The sequence below is a fragment of the Nonomuraea monospora genome (assembly GCF_039531895.1).
Taxonomy (GTDB): domain Bacteria; phylum Actinomycetota; class Actinomycetes; order Streptosporangiales; family Streptosporangiaceae; genus Nonomuraea; species Nonomuraea monospora.
Genome location: NZ_BAAAQX010000016.1, coordinates 234478 through 251800 on the forward strand (window position 1 = coordinate 234478; position 17323 = coordinate 251800).

Here is a 17323-nt window from a genome sequence, read left to right on the forward strand (position 1 = left end):
CTGGGGGCGTTGAGCCGACCGCATGCGAGCCGCGCCGCACAGAGGGTGCTGGGGTGGGTTCATCCCAGCCACACCTTGTCGAAGCGAGCCCAGTCCAGCGTGTTGGCGGGCGCGTTGGCGACGCCGCGCAGCCTGGGGGAGGTGCCGAGCAGCCAGTCGGCGAACCCCCAGATCAGGAAGCCGCCCTCACCGTGCAGGGTGCGCTGCATGTCCTGGTAGAGGGCGCGCCGCTTGGCCTCGTCCGGGGTGGCGACCGCCTGGTCGTAGAGGGCGTCGAACTCGGGCCGCGCCCACTTGGTGGCGTTGGTGGTGGAGTTGGTGAGCAGGCGCTGCGAGATGTGCGTCTCGATGGGCATGGCGCCGGAGCGGTAGCAGCAGATGGTGCCCTTGTTCAGCACGTCGGCCCAGTACGTGTCCTTGTTGCCGACCTTCGCGGTGACGTCGAGCCCGGCCTGCCGGGCCTGGTCGGCGAAGACGCTGGCGGCCTCCAGGAAGCCGCTGGCCGCCGCCGACGTGTCGAGCTGGATCTTCAGCCCCTTGGCGCCGGCCTTGTCGACGAGCCACTTGGCCTGCTCCAGGTCGGGGGTGCGCTGGGGGATGTCGGCGGCGTAGTAGAGGTAGTCCTTGCCGAACAGGTCGTTGCCGACCTGCCCGGCCCCGCCGAGCACGCTGTCGATCATTTGCGACCGGTCGGCCAGCAGGAACATGGCCTTGCGGAGCTGCGGGTCGTCGAAGGGCGGCCGGTCGACCTTCATCGCGAACGCCTGCATGCCGCTGTTGGTGAGCCGCACGATGGACATCCGGCCGGCGGCCTCGTGGGTGCGGGCGGTGGCGGGGGTGAGGTCGTGGGCGTAGTCGGCCTGGCCGCCGAGTACGGCGTTGACCCGGGCGGACTCCTCGCCCGCGATGAGGTATTCGAGCTCGTCCACGTACGGGGCGCCGTCCCAGTAGGAGGGGTTGCGCTTGAGCAGCAGCGAGCGGCCGGGCTGGAACGAGCCGAACGTGAACGGCCCCGACCCGACCGGTCGGCTGAATTCGTCGGCGCCTTCGGGCACGATGTAGGCGCCGAAGGCGGCCAGCACGTTGGGGAACTCCGCGTAGGGCCGCTTCAGGCGGAACTCGACCGTGCGGTCGTCCACGGCGCGGCTGTTGGGGAGGTCGATGAGGGCGAGGTTCGCCTTGGCGCGGAAGGTGCGCTGGTCGTCGGCGATGCGGGCGTAGCTGTGCAGGACGTCGGCGGCGCGTACCGGCTTGCCGTCGTGGAAGGCGGCCTCGCGCAGCGTGATCCGCCACGTGCTGAGTTCGGCGTCGGGCTCCCAGCGGGAGGCCAGGCGCGGCACGATCGACACGTCGGTGCCGTAGTCGGCGAGTTTGTCGAACATGGCCTTGGACCGGGACGCCTCCAGGAAGAGGTTGGCCAGGTGCGGGTCCAGGCTTTCCTGCGCGCCGCCGCCGGCGAACACGGCCCGCAGCCTGCCGCCTCTGGTGGGCTGCGAGGAGGCGGCTCCGCCGGTGGGCTGGGCCGTGCAGCCGGCCAGGGCCATGGCGGCGGCTGCGGAGAGGAAGGCACGACGATCTAGGCGCATGTCCGACAATGGTAACGATTTTCATTTGTGGCGCAATACCGTCAATCGGTGAGGAGCTTCACAATCGCCACCAAGCCAATGCATACGATCACGCCGCGCAGCACAGGGGCGGGCAGCCTGCGGCCCAGCCGGGCGCCGAGGAAGCCGCCCGCGATCGAGCCCATGGCCACCAGCAGCACCGCCGTCCAGTCCACGTCGGCGACGAGCGCGTACAGGATCGCGGCGGTGCCGTTGACCAGCACGACGAGCACGTTCTTGGCCGCGTTGACGCGCTGCAGCTCCTCGTCGATGAGGATGCCCATCAGGCCGATGAGCAGGATGCCCTGCCCGGCGCCGAAGTAGCCGCCGTACGCGCCCGCCGCCAGCGCGCCCAGCCACAGCCACGGGCCGCCGTGCGCGCGCCTGGGCCGGTCGGCCAGCGCCCGGCTGAGCCGGGGCTGGATCACGACCAGCGTGCAGGACATCGCGATGAGCACGATGACCACCGCCGTGAACGTGCTCTCCGGCAGGTTGAGCAGCAGCAGCCCGCCCGCCAGCGCGCCCAGCACCGACGCCGGGGCCAGCCTGAGCAGCCGGTCGCGCTGCCCCTTCAGCTCCTCACGGTAGCCCGCGACGCCGGACAGCCCGCCGGGCACCAGGCCGATGTTGTTGGAGACGTTGGCGGTGATCGGCGGCAGCCCCACCGCGAGCAGCGTGGGGAACGTGATCAGCGACCCGGACCCGACGACGGTGTTGATGGCTCCGCCCGCCACGCCGGCCGCGAGCACCGCGGCCATCTCCCAAGGTGTCATGCTGTGCGACTCTAGGGCAGGTCTTAAGTCGTAAGACGAATTGTGCCACTATGTGAGATGAAGTCCGCGCCGGGGCAGCGCCCGCTTGAGGATCTTGCCGGTGGGGCTCATCGGCAGCTCGTCCACGAACGACACGTGACGGGGGTACTTGTAGGCCGCCACCCGCTCCCGTACGAAGTCGCGCAGTTCCTCGCCGGTCACCTCCGCGCGCACGGCCACCACCGCCTCGATCTCCTCGCCGAGCCCCGGGTGCGGCACGCCGAACACGGCCGCCTGCCGCACCGCCGGGTGCTCGTAGAGCACCTCCTCGACCTCGCGCGGGTAGACGGTGTAGCCGCCGCGGATGATCACGTCGCGGCGGCGGTCCACGAGGAAGAAGTAGCCGTCGTCGTCCACCCGGCCGAGGTCGCCGGTGTGGAACCAGCCGTCGCGGATGACCTCGGCGGTGGCCACCGGGTCGTTCCAGTACCCCTTCATGACGTTGGGGCCGCGCACCACGACCTCGCCGATCTCGCCGGCGGGCAGCTCGCGGCCGTCGTCGCCGACGACCTTCATCTCCACGCCCCTGATGGGCCAGCCGATCGAGCCCGCCCTGCGGTGCGAGCCGCCCCGGTTGGTGGCGGCGACGGGGGAGGTCTCGCTGAGCCCGTACCCCTCGACGATCTCGCAGCCGAACCTGGCCTCGTAGGCCCGCAGCACGTCCAGCGGCAGCGCCGCGCCGCCGGAGGCGCAGACCCGCAGCATCGACATGTCGGAGGCGCCGGGGTGGTCGAGCAGCGCGATGAACATGGTCGGCACGCCCTGGAAGACCGTCACCCCGTCGCGCCTGATCACCTCCAGCGCCCGTCCTGGGTCGAAGCGGCCGAGGAGGGTGAGCCGCGCGCCCGCGTGCACGGTCGCGTTGAGCGAGCAGGTCTGGCCGAAGGTGTGGTAGAGCGGCAGCGCGCCGAGCACCACGTCGTCCACGCCGAGCGCGTGCATGCGGGCCACGGTGGCGGCGTTGCCGCCCAGGTTCGCGTGGGTCAGCTCGATGCCCTTGGGCCGGCCGGTGGTGCCGGAGGTGTAGTGGATGACGGCGGTGTCGTCGGCCTCCATGTCGGCGATCTCGCGCTCGGCCGCCACGCCCCGCAGCAGCCGCCTGAACTCGCCCGGCACCACGAAGAAGCAGTCGGTGCCGGCCGAGCCCGCCTCCGCCGTCTCGGCGAAGGCGTGCCAGGCGATCAGCAGCCTGGCCCCGCAGTCGCCCAGGTACGCGGCGATCTCCCGCCGCTTCAGCAGCGGGTCGAGCGGCACCACCACGGCCCCGGTCCGCAGCACCCCGTAGTAGACGACGCCGAACTCCGGCACGTTCGGCAACATGATCGCGACCCGGTCGCCGGGGCCGATCCCGCGGCACCGCAGCAGGCCCGCGAGGCGGGCGCTCAGCTCGTCGAGGGTGCCGTAGGTGAGCTGCGCCTCGTCCAGCGTGAGAACCGCCCTGCCGCCGAGCCGGGCAGCGGCGGTGTGGAGCCGGTCAGCGAGGTTCATGGAAAGACCGTACGTCCGATCTCCCACGCCCCTCATTGGTCGCGGCAGCCAGTCTTTCCCGCCCGGCATTGGTGGGGAGCGCATCGTGCAACGCGATGGCGACGAGCAGCTCCACGAGATCGTTGATGGAGCGCAGGCTGCGCCCGGTGCGCTCCTGGATCCTGCGCATCCGGTACTGCGCGGTGTTCGGGTGGATCTGGAGGCGTTCGGCGGCGGTGCGCAGGTTGAGGTCCGCGGCGGCGAACGCCCTGATCGTGGCCGTCAGCACGCCGCCGCGCGCCCGGTCCTCGGACAGCAGGGCCGTGATGCGCGGGTCGACCAGGTTGCGGGCGGTCTCGTCGGCCTTGAGCGCGAGGTACTGGAAGGGCGTGATCCTGGGTAGCGCCGCCACGCCGCCCTCTTCGGGCACGAAGTCGAGCACGGCTCTGGCCTCCTGGTAGGCCTGCGGGATCTGCGCGGCGCCCGTCGCGACGGTGCTGACGCCCATGGCCAGCCTGACGCCTTCGACGGCCAGGCTCTCCACCACGCCCTGCAGCCGGTCGCACAGCTCCTCGGGGCCGATGCCGGGGCCGAGCACGGGGATGGCGACGATCTCCGAGCGGCGCACGACGGACAGGGTGCGGGTGCCGTTTCCGGCGACCCTGGCGATGGCGGCGCACGCGGAGTGCAGCGCGTCCTCGGGGTGGGCGGACGGCCCGGCCAGCACCGCCGTCACCACGAGCAGCGGCGTGCGCGCGTCCTGGCCGAGGCTGTGCGCCTGCGCCGCGGCCACCTCCCTGCCGCGCGTCGGCGCGCACCCGGCCAGCAGCGTCTCCAGCAGGTCGCGGGTCTCGCGCACCGCCTCCGCCGCCGCGTACTGCTGGAACTCCATGTACGCGTTGGCGGCGTGCGTGCTGGCGAAGTCGCAGTACCGCATGAGCGGGGTGGCCAGGGACAGCGCGGCCTCCCGCCCGGCGTAGCCGTGCCCGGCCCGCCCGACCACGGCGTCCCAGAACACCTGCTGCCCGACGCGGAAGGCGTTGATGTAGTCGGCCAGCGCCACCCCGGCCCTGGCGCGGCGCATGGCGGCGCGCCGGGTGAAGGAGATGTCCTCGAACGTCACTGTGCGGTCCTCGAGGAGCACGCCCAGTTTGGCCCGGTAGTGCTTGACCACCTGGTCGCGCACGTCGGTGTGGAAGTCGGGGCCCAGGGCGTCGTAGGCGGGGATCTCCTCTCGCATCGTCGCGACCGCGACGTCTGCCAGCTCCCGCAGGTCGCCGAGCAACCCGGACAGGATGCGTGTGCGTTCCGCGCGTACGGCGGATTCCACGGTGCTCGAACCTGTGGACATGCCGGGATGATCCATGGCCATTGCCGCACGGTCAACGGGTTGTAACCGGGATGAGACCCAGCCTGTGCTCAGAGGACAACTCACCAGAAACATCTTGGGTCACCGTGCCCAATGCGGCCCTTGACGAGCGGATCCTACGCTGAGGCCAACTTCAGAACATTGTTCTCCAGGAGGCCGGATGCTGGAGGTACACGATCTTACCGTTCGCTTCGGCGGCATCACCGCGCTGGACGGCGTGGGTTTCGGGGTGGCGGGCGGCGAGATGGTGGGGCTCATCGGGCCGAACGGCGCCGGCAAGACCACCCTGTTCAACTGCCTGACCCGGCGCTACACGCCGCAGTCCGGGACGATCACGTACGAGGGCAGGAATCTGCTCGGTGTGGCGCCGCACGCCGTCGTCGGGCTCGGCATCGCCAGGACCTTCCAGAACCTGGGCCTGTTCCCCCGCCTGTCCGTACGCGACAACGTGCTGGTCGGCGCGCACCACAGGGGCCGCGCCGGCTTCTTCTCCGCCGGCCTGCGGCTGCCGGGCGTCGGCCGCGAGGAGCGCGCGCTGCGCGCCGACGCCGACGACCTGCTCGAACGGCTCGGGCTGACCCAGGTGGCCGAGCACCCCGCGACAGGGCTGCCGTTCGGCACGCTGAAGCGGGTCGAGCTGGCCCGCGCGCTCGTCGCCCGCCCGCGCATGCTGCTCCTCGACGAGCCGGTGAACGGGCTGAACGCCGCCGAGGTGGAGGAGTTCGCGGGCACGCTGGGATCGATCCGCGCCGAGTTCGGGCTGACGGTCATCGTGGTCGAGCACCACATGGGGTTCGTCATGGGCATCTGCGAGCGCATCGTCTGCCTCGACTTCGGCCGCAAGATCGCCGAAGGCCCGCCCGAGGAGGTCCAGCGCGACCCCGCCGTGATCGAGGCCTACCTGGGGACGGCGGCATGAGCGCGGACCTGGTGGTGGAGGACCTGGTCGCCGGCTACGGCGACGCGCAGGTGCTGCACGGCGTGCGCTTCACCGTGAAGGAGGGCGAGGTCTGCGCGATACTCGGCCCCAACGGCGCGGGCAAGACCACGCTGCTGCGCGCCCTGTCCGGCATGGTCAGGACACGCGGCACGATCACGCTCGGCGGCGTCGCGCTGACCGGCCGCTCGCCCGACGCCGTCGCCCGGCTCGGCGTCGCCCACGTGCCCGAGGGGCGCGGCACGTTCATGCCGCTGACCGTCGAGGAGAACCTCCGGCTCGGCGCGTACGTGCGGCGCGGCCCGTCCGTCGAGGAGGACCTCGAACGCGTCCACCAGTACTTCCCGGTGCTGAAGAAGCGGCTCAAGCAGGCCGCAGGCAGCCTCAGCGGCGGCGAGCAGCAGATGCTCGCCCTCGGCAGGGCCCTCATGCTGCGGCCCCGCCTGCTGCTGCTCGACGAGCCGTCGCTGGGCCTGGCCCCGCTCGTCACGCGGGAGCTGTTCCGCATCGTCCAGACCATCAACGAAGAGGAGCAGACCACCGTGGTCGTCGTCGAGCAGAACGCCCATCTCGCCCTGGGCGTCGCCCAGCAGGCGCACGTCCTGGAGACCGGGCGGATCGTGCTGTCGGGCACGGCCGAGGAGATCCAGGCCGACGAGCAGGTCGCGCAGTCCTACCTCGGGTACCGGGTGTAACGCGATGGCCGGATTCCTGCAGCAGGTCGTCGAGGGGCTCGGCGCGGGCGCCATCTACGCCAGCCTGGCGCTGGCCCTGGTGCTGATCTACCAGTTCACCGGGATCGTCAACTTCGCCCAGGGCGAGCTGGCCATGTTCTCCACCTACATCGCCTGGCAGTGCGTGGCCTCCGGCATGCCGTTCTGGCTGGCGCTGGTGGTGACGCTGGTCGTGTCGTTCGCGGGCGGGATGCTCATCGAACGGGTCATCATCCGGCCCGTCGAGGGCGCGCCCGAGCTGACCATCGTGATCGTCACCGTCGGGCTGTTCATCTTCGTCAACGCCGCCGCCGGCTGGATCTGGACGTTCCTCATCAAGGACTTCCCGAACCCGTTCCCCGGCGGCGCGCTGGAGGCGGCCGGGATCAGCGTCGGCTTCTCCACGCTGGGCGTGCTCGGCGTGGTGGCGCTGGTCATGGGCCTGCTGTACGTGCTCTTCCAGTACACCAGGATCGGCCTGGGCATGCGGGCGGTGGCCACCAACCCCGCCTCCGCCAGGCTCGTCGGCATCCGCGTCGGCCGCACGCTCGCGCTCGGCTGGGGCCTGGCCTCCACCGTGGGCGCCGTTTCAGGGGTGCTCGTCGCGCCGCTGCTGTTCCTGGAGCCGAACATGATGGGCGGCGTCCTCATCTACGCCTTCGCCGCCGCCACCCTCGGCGGCTTCGACAGCCCGGCGGGAGCGGTCGTCGGCGGGCTGATCGTGGGCGTCGCCGAGACCCTCGCCGGCGCCTACGTCGGCTTCATCGGGTCCGACCTCAAGGTGGGGGTGCCGCTGGTGATCATCCTCGGTGTGCTGCTGGTACGCCCCCAGGGCCTCTTCGGACGGGCGGCGGTGGAACGCGCATGAGCCTGGACAGCAAGGTCGAGGTGAAGCCCGCGCCCGTGAAGCAGCGCAGGAGGTTCGACCGGCGCTGGGCGGGGCTCGCCCTGCTGCTCGCCGCCGCCGTCTACGCCCCCTTCCAGCTCGTCCCCTTCCACGTCTTCCAGCTCACGATGGTGCTGGTGTACGCGGTGGCGCTGCTCGGGCTCAACCTCCTCGTCGGGCACGCGGGCCAGATCTCCCTCGGCCACGGCGCCTTCTTCGCCGTCGGCGCGTACGCGGCCGCCATCCTCATGGACGGGTGGGCGCTGCCGTACCCGCTGACCCTGCCCATCGCGGCGGCGGTGGCGTTCGTGCTCGGCTACGCGCTGGGCGTGCCCGCCATGCGGCTGCGCGGCCTGTACCTGGCGCTCGTCACGCTGGCCATCGCGATCTTCCTGGGGCCGCTGCTGAAGCGGTTCGAGGGGGTGACCGGCGGCTCCATGGGCCTGACGCTGCCCAAGCCGGCGCCGCCCGCGTGGAGCGGCCTGGCCGAGGACCAGTGGCTCTACTTCCTCACGCTGGCGGTCGCCGTCGCCTCGTTCCTGCTGGTCGCCGCGCTGCTGCGGTCCCGGGTGGGCCGTGCTCTGCACGCCGTCAGGGACAACGAGACGGCGGCCGAGGTCATGGGGGTGCGGCTGTCGTTCTACAAGACGCTCGCGTTCGCCTGGAGCGCCATGCTCGCCGGGGCGGCCGGCTGTGTCTACACGTGGGTGATCGGGTTCGTCTCTCCCGACTCGTTCACCGTCAACCTGTCGATCACCCTGCTGGCCGGCCTGGTCGTCGGCGGGCTCGGCTCGCTGGCAGGACCTGTGCTCGGCGCGCTGTTCGTGCAGTTCGTGCCGGGCATCGCGCAGGACGTCAACGACGCGGCGCCCGGCGTCATCTTCGGCCTGCTGATCATCGCGGTGATGTACGTGGCCCCGACGGGGCTGGCCGGACTGGCCGGGCGCTTGATCAGGAAAATTCCCCGGAAGGAGTAAGAGGGATGCGAGTTTCTGCGATCGGCTGCGCGGCACTGCTCCTGCTCGCCACCGCCGCCTGCGGGGGGCGCGAGGCGGCCACAGGTGGAGCCACGGGAGGCACCGCGGCGGCAGGCGGCCAGTGCGCGGGGCAACAGACCACCGGCATCACCGACAAGACCATCAAGCTGGGCGGCATCTACCCGCTGTCCGGCCCCGCCTCCGCCTACGGGGACATCCCCAAGGGCATCAAGGCCTACTTCGACTACGTCAACGCCGAGAAGGGCGGCATCGGCGGGCGCAAGGTGGAGTTCGTCGTCCGCGACGACGGCTACTCGCCGCCCAAGGCCGTCGAGGAGGCCCGCAGGCTCGTCGAGCAGGAGCAGGTCTTCGCCCTGTTCCAGACGCTCGGCACCCCCTCCACCGCCGCGACCTGGGACTACACCAACCAGCGCAAGGTCCCGCAGGTGTTCGTCGCCACCGGCGCGTCCATCTGGGGCACCGACACCGCCCACCCGTGGACCATCGGCTGGCAGCCCAACTACATCTCCGAGGCGCGCGTCTACGCGGCCTACCTGAAGAAGGAGAAGCCCGACGCCAAGGTCGCCGTCCTCTACCAGAACGACGACTTCGGCAAGGATCTCTTCGGCGGGTTCAAGCGGGCGCTCGAAGGCACGCAGGTGCAGGTCGTGGCCGAGCAGAGCTACGAGGTCACCGACCCCAGCATCGACCCGCAGATGCGCAACCTCGCCGAGTCCAAGGCCGACGTCCTGCTCAACATCACCACCCCGAAGTTCGGCTCGCAGGCGCTGGCCGCCGACGCCAAGAACACCAAGTGGAACCCGCTGCACATCGTCAACAACGTCTCCGCCTCCATCACGGTGCTCAAGCCCGTCGGGTTCGAGAACGTGCAGGGCGTCGTGTCGGCCACGTACTACAAGGACCCGAACGACCCGACGTGGGCGAACGACGCCGAGATGCAGCTCTACAAGCAGAAGATGCAGCAGTACGCGCCCGGCGCCGACGCCAACGTGCCCTACCACACCTTCGGCTGGGCGGCGGCGAGCAGCTTCCACAAGGCCATGGAGGCGGCGGCCTGCCCGACCCGCGAGGGGCTGCGCGACTCCGTCCACAACCTCAAGGGGATCAAGGTGGACATGCTGCTGCCCGGGGTGACGCTGGACACCGCGCAGGGAGACGGCTTCCCCATCGAGTCGATGCAGCTCATGACGTTCAAGGGGCAGCGGTGGGAGCTGTTCGGGGACGTCATCGACACCCGCAAGGAGTTCGGCCCGCTGGGCGGCTGACGTGACGGCGGCGGGGGGCCTAGGGCTTGATGGTCCCCGCCCGCACCAGCCAGTCGACCGCCTCCGCGACCGCCTCCAGCGAGGTGTACCGGGGGCGGTGCCCGAGCAGCCGCTCCGCCTTCTCCATGCTGCAGTGCGGGCTGTGCAGGATGTGGTCGTAGGTGAGGTCGGCGTCGAACTCCGAGACCGTGCCCCGCCACTGCTCCCACGGCAGGAACGCCAGCCGCGCCTCCCGCCCGAACCAGCCCGCCACCGCCTCCGCGAACCCGCGCAGCGTCAGGGCGGTGGCGGCCACGGAGTGGAAGCTCTCCCCGACGGCCGCCGACGGGCTGGCCAGGGCGTCCATGAACAGCCGGGCGACGTCGTCGGCGTGCACGTGCTGCACGGTCTCCATGCCGAGGTTGGGCAGCGTGACCTCGCTGCCCTCGGCGAGCTGCTGGAACACCCCTGGGTTGACGTTCCCCGCCGGGTTCACCGGCACCCAGCCGGGCCCCGTGATGTGCCCGGGATGGATGATCGTGACCGGGAAGCCCTCGCGGTGGGCGCGATCGAGCAGGTGGGCCTCGATGGCCGCCTTCTGCACGCCGTACTCGCCGAACGGCGTGCGCTTGGCGGCCTCCGTCGTCGGCACCTGCGCGCTCGGCCCGTGCACCCAGATCGTGCCGCAGTGCAGGAAGTGCCGCACCCGCCCGGCGAGCGCGTCGGCCAGCGCCCGTGCGCTGTCCTCCTTGAAGCAGATGAGGTCGATGACCACGTCGCCGCCCAGCTCGGCGATCCGCCGCCCGAACGTGCCGTCGGCCTCCTCGGCCTTGCGGTCGGCGGCGACCGTGGTGACCCGCTGCCAGGCCCCGTGGGGCGTGTACGGCTCCCGCTTTCCCCGGCTCACATTGACGACCTCGTGCCCGGCGCCGATGAGGCGCGGAATGAGGTACGTCCCGATATGCCCGCTACCGCCAATCACCACAACCCGCATGGCATCAGCGTAAACCGTTCACCGCGTTGCCCTAAGCCTCGCCGGCCGGCCTCCTGCCGAGCAGCCCGATCAGATAGGCGACCTGCTCCGCGTAGTGCTCGACGACCTCGGCCGAGCCGCCGTCGGCCCCGAACAGCCCCCGGGCGAGCTGCGGGTACACCGCGAGCGCGTTCCCCGCGCTCATCCCGATGAGCATCAGCGCGGCCGCGTCGATGCGGTCGTCCAGCTCGCCCGCGCGCTGCCGCTCGCGGATCTGCTCCACCTCCTGCCGCAACCGCTCGTTGCGCTCCCGGTCCTCCTCGCTGTCCTCGCCGGTGTAGCCGAGGCCCTCCCACGCGAGCAGGCGTCCGCCGAGCTTGGGGTCGGCGCCCATCCGGACGTAATGCTTGATCATCTCGGGGAAGCTCATGTCCTCGGAGATCGCCTCGGCCTCGCGGGCCCGCCAGCGCCGCCCGACCTCGTGGTAGAGCCCTTCCTTGCCGTTGAAGTAGTACGCGATGAGCTGCTGGTTCACGCCCGCCCGCGCGGCGATCTCGGACACCCGGGCGCCGGCGACGCCCTTGGCGGAGAACTCCTCGATGGCGGCCTCGAGGATGCGGGCCTTCGTGCGCTCGGGGTCGCGCTGCCGCTCGTGCGGGGCCGGCGCCCGCCTCCGGGCCTTCGCCGCCTTCTCCTCTTTCGTCATGAACAGCATTCTGCCATCCGGCCATTGGAGTTAATTATATAGATGGTTGACTAAATCACGGCCTCGTATGACACTGCTCGCTAGAAGACAAAAAAGGAGATGAACATGTCAACGGAACCGGAGCCCTACCGGCTCCGCTGGGCCGCGCTCGGCCTGCTGCTGACGGCCGTGTTCATGGACATGGTCGACACCCAGATCGTCAACATCGCGCTGCCCGCCATCCAGCGCGACCTCGACGCGCCGCCGTCCGCGCTGCAGTGGACCGCCACCGGCTACACGCTGGCCTTCGCCCTCACCCTGATCACCGGCGGCCGGCTCGGCGACCGGTTCGGCCACCGGGCGCTGTTCATGCTGGGCACCGCCGGGTTCGGCCTCGCCTCGCTGGCCGCCGGGCTCGCGCCGGACGTCACGGTGCTGCTGCTCGCCCGCGTCGCGCAGGGCGCGTTCGCCGGGCTGATGGTGCCGCAGGTGCTGGCGTTCGTCCACGCCGAGTTCCCCGCGTCCGAGCAGAGCAAGGCGATGGGGCTGTACGGGATGACGTTCCCGCTCGGCGGGCTGGCCGGGCCGCTGCTGGGCGGGCTGCTCACCCAGGCCGACCTGTTCGGCTGGCACTGGCGGACCATCTTCTTCATCAACGTGCCGATCGCGCTGGCCGCCGTCGTCGGCGCCGCCCTCGTCATGCCGGCCCCCCGCCGCACCGGGCGCGGCGGCACCGACGTCCCGGGCGTGCTCGTGCTCGCCGCCGCCCTGCTCGCCGTCCTCTACCCGCTGGTGCAGGGGCGGGAGCTGGGCTGGCCCGGCTGGGCGTTCCTGCTGATGGCCGCCGCCGTGCCGCTGCTCGGCTGGTTCGTGGCGATGCAGCGCGGACGGGAGCGGAACGGGCGCGAGCCGCTGATCAGGATCGGCATGTTCCGCGACCGGGGCATGTCGGCCGGGCTGCTCGTCATGCTGATCTTCTACTGCGGGATGGGCGCGTTCTTCGTCCTGACGCTGCATCTGCAGGAGGGGCTGGGCTACTCGCCGCTCAAGGCGGCCCTGACCATGCTGCCCGCGACCGTCGGGATCGTGGCCGGGAACGGCGTCGGCATGCCGCTGGTGCCCCGGCTGGGCCGCAGGCTGCCGATGGCCGGGCTGGTGCTGCTGCTGGCCGGGGCCGTCACGATGAGCTTCGTCGTGACGCACTTCGGCGCGGGCCTCACGCCGTGGCAGCTCGTCGTCCCCGTCTTGCTGTACGGGGCCGGGCTGGGGCTCGGGGCGTCGTCGTTGATGCTGATCACGCTGGCCGGGGCCGGGGCGGGCGACGCCGGGACCGCGTCAGGGACCGTGAACACCGTCGTACAGCTCGGCATGGCGGCCGGGCCCGCGACCGTGGGGACGGCGTTCTTCGGGCGGCTGGCCGCCGACGGCGACTTCGCCGCCGCCACGCGGACGAGCCTGCTCATCGGGGCGGTGCTGTTCGGGGTGGCACTGCTGGCCTGCTTCCTGCTCCCACGCCGGACCGCGTCCGCCCCTCAGCAAGACTCACTGTCTGCCGTAGGGCTGTGATCAGCACAGCCCTACGGCCCCTACGACGTCAACGCCCGTGCCCGAGCGCCATCCGCATCGCCCCCGACGGGTCCCCGCCCCTCCAGGCCACATGCTGATCCGGCCGCACCAGCGCCAGCGGCTCCCCAGGCAGATCGACCACCCGCAACGGCACCCCCAGCTCCTGAGCCTCCGCCACCACCACGGCGGCCCCGGGCGACCGCTGATCCCCGACCAGGCTGAACCCCGGCCCCAGCCGGTCGTACAGGGACTCCCCAGGAGCCAGCCACCGGTGCGGCAGCCGCTCCCCGGCCCCTGACGAGACGATCGAAGACCCGGCGTAGGTGTAGCCCAGCACCAGGTCCAGGCTGTGGAACTCGCTGTCCTTGGTCCGCAGCACCGCCTCGGCCACCGCCGGCCGCACCTTCTCGAACTCCTCCTCGCCCCCCATCAGCGCCGGATCCGCCAGCTCGGGCGCGAGCGTCGCCATGTTGCTCGCGGCGGCCTCGATGGTGTCGGCGGCGATGGGCCTGCGCTCGCTCTCGTACGTGCCCAGCAGCCCCGCCGGAGCCCACCCGAGCAGCACGGCGGCCAGCTTCCAGCCGATGTTGACCGCGTCGCCTATGCCCGTGTTGAAACCGTGACCTCCGTAGGGCGGGTTCTGGTGGGCCGCGTCGCCCGCCAGGAACACGCGGTCGCTCGCGTACCGGTCGGCCAGCAGCATCCGCGCCGTCCACGGGTCGGTGGCCAGGACCTCCACCTCGATGTCCTCGCCCGCGAGGTTGCGCACCAGGCGGACGGGGTCGGCGTCCTCCGCCCGTACGCCCTGGGCGATGCACCACCAGGTGTCCTTCAGGTCGAGGCGGCCGAGCATGCCGGGCTGGGCCGGGTTCAGCACCCAGTAGTGCACGGCGGGCCCGTGCGGCATGCGTTCGGCCAGGCCGGGGGCGCGGAAGACGATGTTGAAGTTGGGGCGCGCGTCCTGGCGGCCCTCGTACCGGGAGCCGATGGCGGCCCTGGTCACGCTGCGCGGGCCGTCGCAGCCGACGACGTACTGGGCGCGTACCTCCCGCTCCTGGTCGCCGGACGTGATGCGCACGGTGACCCCGCCGGCGTCCTCCTGGAGGCCGGCCACCTGCCAGCCGGTCAGCAGCGCGTCGCCGACGGCCTCCCGCAGCACCTCCTCTACCAGCGGCTGCGGCACCTGCTGGCCGGGCTCGGCCGCCAGGTCGGAGCCGACCAGGTCGAGGCCGAAGCAGCCGCCGATGCGGGTGATCTCGCGGCCCAGCAGCCCGGTGACGAACACCGCCTCGTCCGACCACGACACCGCCAGCGGCGCCCGCGAGCGCACCGTCTCCGCCAGCCCCCACCTGCGCAGCAGCTCCATCGAGCGGGCCGAGGTGGTCTTCGCGCGTGGCCGCAGCCACGACACCGTCTCCCGAGGCTCCACCACCAGGCAGCGCACGCCGTGGTGGGCCAGCTCCACGGCGGTCGCCAGGCCGACGGGCCCGCCTCCGGCGATCAGCACGGGCACGGAGTCGGGAACTTGCCTTACCAGATCCATGGAAGTCCTATTCGTCCAGATGAACCCAGAAATAGTCCTCGGCCTGTCGCGCCCGCGTCAAGGAAGCCCGCGCACGCCTGGGGTCATGGCCGTGGTACGAGCTCACAACGATTGAAACTCGCAACTAGTGAACGGTCGCAAGCATCAGTACCGTGCTACGAAAAATTGACGATCACCCAGGGGCTGCATATGAGCGAGACCTCGACGATGCCGTTGCACATGCGGCGGGTGGAGTTCCATCCGGCACCGGAGCTGGCGGCCGCGCGGGACGAGGATCGGGTCAAACGGGTCACGACGGCGTTCGGCACGGAGGCCTGGCTGGTGACGCGCCACGCCGACGTCCGCGAGGTGCTCGGCGACTCCGAGCGGTTCAAGATCGCCCAGCAGAACATCGCCCGGCTGCCCGGCGCGCCGCCCATGACGGAGGAGCAGCTCGCCAAGGTACGCGCGGGCAACCTGCTGGGCGTGGACCCGCCCGAGCACACGCGGCTGCGCAGGATGCTCACGCCGGAGTTCACGATCCGCCGGATCAACCGGCTGGAGCCCAGGATCCGCCGCATCGTCGAGGAGCACCTGGACGCGCTGGAGGCCACGGGGGCGCCCGCCGACCTGGTGCCGTCGTTCGCGCTGCCGATCCCGTCGCTGGTGATCTGCGAGCTGCTCGGCGTCCCGTACGAGGACCGCGAGGGCTTCCAGCAGCGCACCGCCAGGATGCTCGACATGAGCCTGCCGGGCGAGCAGCGCATGATGCTGCAGTTCGAGCAGCGCGCGTACATGGAGAGCCTGATCGCCCGCATCCAGGCCGACCCGGGCGAGGAACTCCTCGGCATGCTCGTGCGCGAGCACGGCGACGACCTGTCCACCGACGAGCTGGTCGGGATCGGCGGCCTGCTGCTGTTCGCCGGGCACGAGACCACCTCGAACATGCTCTCCCTCGGCACGCTCGCCCTCCTGCGCCACCCCGAGCAGCTCGACTTACTGCGCAAGGAGCCGGAGCGGATCGACGCCACCGTCGAGGAGCTGCTGCGCTGGCTCAGCATCGTCAACTCGGGCACCACCAAGGTCGCGACCGTCGACACCGAGGTGGGCGGCCAGCGGATCCAGCAGGGCGACCAGGTGCTCGTCACCCTGCCCGCCGCCAACCGCGACCCCTCGTTCCTCCCGGACGCGGACGCCTTCGACCTCAAGCGCGGCGCCCCCGGCCACCTCGCCTTCGGTCACGGCGTCCACCACTGCCTGGGCGCGCCGCTGGCCCGCATGGAGCTGCGGATCGCCTTCCCCGCCCTGCTCGACCGCTTCCCCAACCTGCGCGTCACGGACACCGCGCCGCAGTTCCGCTCGTCCTCCGTCGTGTACGGGCTCAGCTCCCTGGAGGTGGCCTGGTAGCTCCGTAACCACGAAATGTCAGCCGTCGCCCCCAGGTTAGGGGCACACTGGAGGCAGGGACGGCCAGCAGTGGAGACGGCGATGGCGGGCGAGGACGTTCAGAGGGACGAGCAGCCTGAGACGTGGGAAGGCGAGCAGCCGCCTGATGCGAGGCAGGGCGAACAGCCCGACGCGCGGGGCGAGCAGCCCGACGCCCAGGACGGCCGATCTCGTGCGCACGACGAGCAGGCCGGAACGGCGGAGGGCCGATCTCTTGCGCACGACGAGCAGGCCGGAGCGCCGGAGGGCGAGCCGTCCGTGACGCGGGAGGTCGGCACCCGCGACCACGCCGCCGAGCGGAGGGACGCCGCGGGCAGGGCGCGCGACCGTGCCGCCGAGGAGCGGGACCAGGTCGCACGGCACCGCGACGACCTGGCCGACGCCCGCGACAAGGCAGCCCACCTGCGCCAACGGCACCTGGAGCAGGTGCGGGAAGCCGAAGACCTGCGCGACCGCCGCCTGCACGACCTGCTGTGGGCGGCGGAAAGCCGCGACCGCGCCGCCGAGGAGCGCGACGAGGCCGCCGCACTCCGCCAGGCCGCGCTCCGCGACGCACCGCCCGCCGTCCGCGAGGAGTGGCGGCTCCTGTCCGAGGCCAGGACCCTGGCCGCCGCCGACAGGGAACGCAACCGGATGGACCGCGCCGCCCTGCGCGTCGAACTGGCCGCGATGCGCTCCGACCGGCTGAAGGCGGAACACCAGGACGTGCAGGACCGGCGCGGCGAGGCTGCCGACCGGCGCTCCAGCGCGAACGACCGGGACGCCAGCGCCCGCGACCGGACGGCCAGCGCCGGCGACCGGCGACTCGCCTCCCAGGGCCGGATGGAGGCCAGGGTGGACCGGCAACGGGCCGCCGAGCAGATCACGAGATGGAAGCTGCGCCTCAAACCCCGCTAACCCCCCGCCCCCGCGCTCGCACGCCCTCTTCCAGCCGCCACCTTCGCTCGGTCGGCCACCCTCCCGCCGCCGTCGCCCCTCCGCTCGCGCCGCCTCCGCTCGCGCCGCCTCCGCTCGCGCCGCCTCCGCTCGCGCCGCCTCCGCTCGCGCCGCCTCCGCTCGCGCCGCCTCCGCTCGCGCCGCCTCCGCTCGCGCCGCCTCCGC

General features: G+C 71.7%; 15 protein-coding genes. 8 read left to right on the top strand and 7 right to left on the bottom strand.

All coding sequences use genetic code 11. The annotated features are described in order from the left end of the window. Positions 1-59 precede the first annotated feature (59 nt). From ABD331_RS29670 to ABD331_RS29685, 4 genes are read right to left on the bottom strand one after another with little or no spacing between them, the layout of a single operon-like run. Complete coding sequence (locus ABD331_RS29670; RefSeq protein ID WP_344481500.1) at positions 60-1586, bottom strand: ABC transporter substrate-binding protein; 1527 nt, start codon at positions 1584-1586, stop codon at positions 60-62. A gap of 41 nt (positions 1587-1627) precedes the next feature. Beyond that, the gene (locus ABD331_RS29675; protein WP_344481502.1) at positions 1628-2377 is read right to left on the bottom strand and encodes a sulfite exporter TauE/SafE family protein; all 750 of its coding nucleotides are present in this window, start codon (positions 2375-2377) and stop codon (positions 1628-1630) included. Positions 2378-2425: 48 nt separating this feature from the next. Next, complete coding sequence (locus ABD331_RS29680; protein ID WP_344481504.1) at positions 2426-3904, bottom strand: long-chain-fatty-acid--CoA ligase; 1479 nt, start codon at positions 3902-3904, stop codon at positions 2426-2428. Next, positions 3891-5234 carry a PucR family transcriptional regulator gene (locus ABD331_RS29685; RefSeq protein ID WP_344481506.1) on the bottom strand — a complete coding sequence of 448 codons (1344 nt, stop codon included), beginning with the start codon at positions 5232-5234 and terminating at the stop codon, positions 3891-3893. Before ABD331_RS29685 ends, ABD331_RS29680 begins: the two co-directional genes overlap by 14 nt. Before the next feature lie 178 nt (positions 5235-5412). Between ABD331_RS29685 and ABD331_RS29690 the strand changes: the two genes are divergently transcribed. Genes ABD331_RS29690 through ABD331_RS29710 form a run of 5 tightly spaced genes read left to right on the top strand, consistent with a single transcriptional unit; the run spans position 5413 to position 10051 of the window. Next, positions 5413-6171, top strand: coding sequence for an ABC transporter ATP-binding protein (locus tag ABD331_RS29690; protein WP_344481508.1), 759 nt, complete (start codon positions 5413-5415; stop codon positions 6169-6171). Beyond that, positions 6168-6884, top strand: coding sequence for an ABC transporter ATP-binding protein (locus ABD331_RS29695; RefSeq protein WP_344481510.1), 717 nt, complete (start codon positions 6168-6170; stop codon positions 6882-6884). The genes ABD331_RS29690 and ABD331_RS29695 overlap by 4 nt, the downstream gene beginning before the upstream one ends. Before the next feature lie 4 nt (positions 6885-6888). Further along, positions 6889-7770: a branched-chain amino acid ABC transporter permease gene (locus ABD331_RS29700; RefSeq protein WP_344481512.1), complete on the top strand. Its 882-nt coding sequence runs from the start codon at positions 6889-6891 to the stop codon at positions 7768-7770. Next, the gene (locus ABD331_RS29705) at positions 7767-8765 is read left to right on the top strand and encodes a branched-chain amino acid ABC transporter permease (protein WP_344481514.1); all 999 of its coding nucleotides are present in this window, start codon (positions 7767-7769) and stop codon (positions 8763-8765) included. The genes ABD331_RS29700 and ABD331_RS29705 overlap by 4 nt, the downstream gene beginning before the upstream one ends. A gap of 5 nt (positions 8766-8770) precedes the next feature. Beyond that, on the top strand, positions 8771-10051 hold the full coding sequence (locus tag ABD331_RS29710; protein ID WP_344481516.1) for an ABC transporter substrate-binding protein: 1281 nt from the start codon (positions 8771-8773) through the stop codon (positions 10049-10051). A gap of 19 nt (positions 10052-10070) precedes the next feature. Here ABD331_RS29710 and ABD331_RS29715 read toward each other — a convergent pair whose 3' ends face one another. Together ABD331_RS29715 and ABD331_RS29720 are read right to left on the bottom strand one after the other, a co-directional pair. Next, positions 10071-11024 (bottom strand): NAD-dependent epimerase/dehydratase family protein, encoded by a 954-nt coding sequence (locus ABD331_RS29715; RefSeq protein WP_344481518.1) that lies wholly within the window; start codon positions 11022-11024, stop codon positions 10071-10073. 31 nt (positions 11025-11055) lie between these two features. Next, positions 11056-11709, bottom strand: a complete 654-nt coding sequence (locus ABD331_RS29720) for a TetR/AcrR family transcriptional regulator (RefSeq protein WP_344481521.1) — start codon at positions 11707-11709, stop codon at positions 11056-11058. 105 nt (positions 11710-11814) lie between these two features. Between ABD331_RS29720 and ABD331_RS29725 the strand changes: the two genes are divergently transcribed. After that, on the top strand, positions 11815-13254 hold the full coding sequence (locus ABD331_RS29725; RefSeq protein ID WP_344481523.1) for an MFS transporter: 1440 nt from the start codon (positions 11815-11817) through the stop codon (positions 13252-13254). Positions 13255-13282: 28 nt separating this feature from the next. Here ABD331_RS29725 and ABD331_RS29730 read toward each other — a convergent pair whose 3' ends face one another. Continuing rightward, positions 13283-14797, bottom strand: coding sequence for an FAD-dependent monooxygenase (locus ABD331_RS29730; RefSeq protein ID WP_344481525.1), 1515 nt, complete (start codon positions 14795-14797; stop codon positions 13283-13285). 189 nt (positions 14798-14986) lie between these two features. Between ABD331_RS29730 and ABD331_RS29735 the strand changes: the two genes are divergently transcribed. Next, positions 14987-16183: a cytochrome P450 gene (locus tag ABD331_RS29735; protein ID WP_344481527.1), complete on the top strand. Its 1197-nt coding sequence runs from the start codon at positions 14987-14989 to the stop codon at positions 16181-16183. A gap of 81 nt (positions 16184-16264) precedes the next feature. After that, positions 16265-17119: a hypothetical protein gene (locus tag ABD331_RS29740; RefSeq protein WP_344481530.1), complete on the top strand. Its 855-nt coding sequence runs from the start codon at positions 16265-16267 to the stop codon at positions 17117-17119. Positions 17120-17323: the final 204 nt, after the last annotated feature.

Bases quoted from the DNA above. Each gene is read 5' to 3' on its own strand.
- ABD331_RS29740 (WP_344481530.1), top strand. From the start codon at position 16,265: ATGGCGGGCGAGGACGTTCAGAGGGACGAGCAGCCTGAGACGTGGGAA.
- ABD331_RS29670 (WP_344481500.1), bottom strand. From the start codon at position 1,586: ATGCGCCTAGATCGTCGTGCCTTCCTCTCCGCAGCCGCCGCCATGGCC.
- ABD331_RS29730 (WP_344481525.1), bottom strand. From the start codon at position 14,797: ATGGATCTGGTAAGGCAAGTTCCCGACTCCGTGCCCGTGCTGATCGCC.
- ABD331_RS29700 (WP_344481512.1), top strand. From the start codon at position 6,889: ATGGCCGGATTCCTGCAGCAGGTCGTCGAGGGGCTCGGCGCGGGCGCC.
- ABD331_RS29705 (WP_344481514.1), top strand. From the start codon at position 7,767: ATGAGCCTGGACAGCAAGGTCGAGGTGAAGCCCGCGCCCGTGAAGCAG.
- ABD331_RS29695 (WP_344481510.1), top strand. From the start codon at position 6,168: ATGAGCGCGGACCTGGTGGTGGAGGACCTGGTCGCCGGCTACGGCGAC.
- ABD331_RS29680 (WP_344481504.1), bottom strand. From the start codon at position 3,904: ATGAACCTCGCTGACCGGCTCCACACCGCCGCTGCCCGGCTCGGCGGC.
- ABD331_RS29725 (WP_344481523.1), top strand. From the start codon at position 11,815: ATGTCAACGGAACCGGAGCCCTACCGGCTCCGCTGGGCCGCGCTCGGC.
- ABD331_RS29715 (WP_344481518.1), bottom strand. From the start codon at position 11,024: ATGCGGGTTGTGGTGATTGGCGGTAGCGGGCATATCGGGACGTACCTC.
- ABD331_RS29690 (WP_344481508.1), top strand. From the start codon at position 5,413: ATGCTGGAGGTACACGATCTTACCGTTCGCTTCGGCGGCATCACCGCG.
- ABD331_RS29710 (WP_344481516.1), top strand. From the start codon at position 8,771: ATGCGAGTTTCTGCGATCGGCTGCGCGGCACTGCTCCTGCTCGCCACC.
- ABD331_RS29735 (WP_344481527.1), top strand. From the start codon at position 14,987: ATGAGCGAGACCTCGACGATGCCGTTGCACATGCGGCGGGTGGAGTTC.
- ABD331_RS29675 (WP_344481502.1), bottom strand. From the start codon at position 2,377: ATGACACCTTGGGAGATGGCCGCGGTGCTCGCGGCCGGCGTGGCGGGC.
- ABD331_RS29685 (WP_344481506.1), bottom strand. From the start codon at position 5,234: ATGTCCACAGGTTCGAGCACCGTGGAATCCGCCGTACGCGCGGAACGC.
- ABD331_RS29720 (WP_344481521.1), bottom strand. From the start codon at position 11,709: ATGACGAAAGAGGAGAAGGCGGCGAAGGCCCGGAGGCGGGCGCCGGCC.